Below are 2,295 nucleotides of genomic sequence, written 5' to 3' on the forward strand. Positions count from 1 at the left end.
GATCTACATCAAAACCGATAGATATATCTAGCAAAAATTGGAAAATAAAGAGAGTAGAAAATCCGTAAATAATAACGTAGAGAAGTCCTGTTAGGATATATTGTGCTAATTCCATTGTTTTAACTCCTGTTGATATAACTAGTAACTGGCAATTTTATGAAGCGATATGCCACCAGCTTTCTATTTATATTAAGCGTTAGCTCGTGTGGTATTAAAAATATTTTTTTTACAATTCTATCGGTTTTGATGTTATCCCAAAACCAGAAATATTTAATATTGGTAAATGAATTTTAATTATTTAATTGTGGTTGGTGTCGGGAGTATTGATAACTTTCCCGTTAAGCAAAGTTTCAGCATCAAACCAAGTTTTGATACAGAAAGTATCAAACTGATGCAGGAATAGTGATAAGATAACTTTTGAGTTTGGTTTGGTTAGATGAACCTGTTCATCTATATGTACTTAATAACTGTTCTGATATTATCTACTAATTGTACTACCATACCCAAAATAGCTTTCCAGCCAAGTATTATCCCCCAAAAGCCGCTACCAAATAGACCAAATACTGACTTGAGGAAGATAACTCCCCTGTAATTTATCTCGATATTTGATTCAGCTTTGGCATAGATAAAACCATCCCCAATTTTATTTTCCAACTTCCTCATTTTTCGTTCTTCTTCTCTATCTCTTCTTTCTTCTTGTACCTTCCAACCCCAAGGGGCAAATCCCAAAATAATCGAAATTGGAAGATAGAATGGCCAGCTATATATGTAGCCAAGGGAAGCATAGATGATAAAAAAAGTTAGCCCCAAACCAGTGCGCCAAACTAAACACCAGAGGATAAACAAACTGTTGATAATAGCGTTACGGATAACTATACTTCGGTTTTTGTTATATGACATTTTAAGGCTGCTCCCGATGCCTAATATTTAAGTTTTTATTTAGGGTGATTGCATCCCTTCAGATTAAACTTAAACTTAGCAGTAGTTTGAATTATCATATTGACAGTTGAAAATAGAAACTACCTAATCAATTGCAATTACCTATTTAGCCACACTAAATAAGGTTAAATATACCAACCTATTGTAACGATGTTTGTACCTAGCCAGACATAGTTACTGTTGCTGTCATTGATATCTACAATTTCATCGATTATATCTTCACGGAGTTTAAATTTAGGCAAAGTTTTGATGATTTTTTTAATAAGTTTAAAATTGAGCTATAGTTTTTAGAAAAAATAAAAATGATTAAGGTTTGACCCTTAACCATTTGATGATATTTTTGTAAAATGATGGGATATACCTGTGTTTGATTCACATGCTTGGGGCGTATGCCATTAGTTGTGGTTTTTCTTGTTGCGAGACTTACTACCTGATTGCACCTTAAACCGCACCTGCTTCCCGATAGTTACCTCGGCAAGATTGCTAATATCTTTACCAGATTTATAGGCTTCAATAATTGCCTTATTATTAGCTTGGTACTTAATAACTCTAAATTCATCAGGAAAATCTTCATCATCTACTTCTACTAGTAAATTAGCTACTTTGGGTGGATTATCCCTGATTTCAATTACCCTTTCCTTACCAATGTTTTTGTCATTGATTAATCCAATCTCGTGTAAGTGGATGAGGGTGCGCTTGATTTGTTCAAGTTGAGTTTTACGACGTGAGATTACCTGGTCATGGAGTTCGGCTACTCGCGCTTTTCTTTCCTCCCAAGTTTCAAGGTCAAGATTTAACTGGTCAACTACCCAGGCGATCGCATCGATTTTGGTTTCGATACCATCCTGAATAGTCATAAGTTCTTGTACGAGTTGTTCTACTTTACCTTCTTCCCCTAACTCGCTTGTTTCTTCTATCTGTGACCAAAGTTTAGCAGCATCTAGGCTTAACTCTTTGAGGGTGAGTTGGTTGATTTCGCGTTCACTTGCTTGAGTCATGATTTACTTTGGATATGAAAAACTAGTAGCAAGTAACTGCTACTAGTTGTTGACTAAAGAGAGTTAATGCTTGAAGGGAGATTGAATTTAGTACCCGTACTGCAAGTGATAGTAATCTGATTTTTCTTGTGCCAATTCTGCTTCGGAGTCGTAGTAATCTGCCTCGCTTATGAAGGTGCTTTTTTGTTGAATTTGCTGTGCAGATTTTACTAATTTTTTGTTAGCTTTTTGGTTAAAACTCGTAGTAGTTTTCATGTTTATACAACTTCAATTTTTCGACGAAGTTGTTGCGTCAGCAAATGTTGTAATGTTAACTTAGAAAGATAAGATTTCTCTTTTACCTTTCTCATAACTATCT

General features: G+C 34.8%; 3 protein-coding genes. All 3 read right to left on the reverse strand.

Annotation, left to right across the window (positions count from 1 at the left end; all coding sequences use genetic code 11):
- Window positions 1–450 precede the first annotated feature (450 nt).
- Window positions 451–900 (reverse strand): hypothetical protein, encoded by a 450-nt coding sequence (locus LC574_RS36375; protein ID WP_229458476.1) that lies wholly within the window; start codon window positions 898–900, stop codon window positions 451–453.
- A 434-nt stretch (window positions 901–1,334) separates the two neighbouring features.
- A complete protein-coding gene (locus tag LC574_RS36380; RefSeq protein ID WP_229458477.1) occupies window positions 1,335–1,937 on the reverse strand; it encodes a siphovirus Gp157 family protein in 603 nt (200 codons plus the stop codon).
- An 87-nt stretch (window positions 1,938–2,024) separates the two neighbouring features.
- On the reverse strand, window positions 2,025–2,192 hold the full coding sequence (locus LC574_RS36385; protein WP_229458478.1) for a hypothetical protein: 168 nt from the start codon (window positions 2,190–2,192) through the stop codon (window positions 2,025–2,027).
- Window positions 2,193–2,295 lie beyond the last annotated feature (103 nt).

Origin of the sequence: Nostoc sp. CHAB 5715, assembly GCF_020829685.1 — a bacterium.
Lineage (GTDB): Bacteria > Cyanobacteriota > Cyanobacteriia > Cyanobacteriales > Nostocaceae > Nostoc.

Coding starts and splice junctions, on each gene's coding strand:
- LC574_RS36385 (WP_229458478.1), bottom strand. CDS start 2,192: ATGAAAACTACTACGAGTTTTAACCAAAAAGCTAACAAAAAATTAGTA.
- LC574_RS36375 (WP_229458476.1), bottom strand. CDS start 900: ATGTCATATAACAAAAACCGAAGTATAGTTATCCGTAACGCTATTATC.
- LC574_RS36380 (WP_229458477.1), bottom strand. CDS start 1,937: ATGACTCAAGCAAGTGAACGCGAAATCAACCAACTCACCCTCAAAGAG.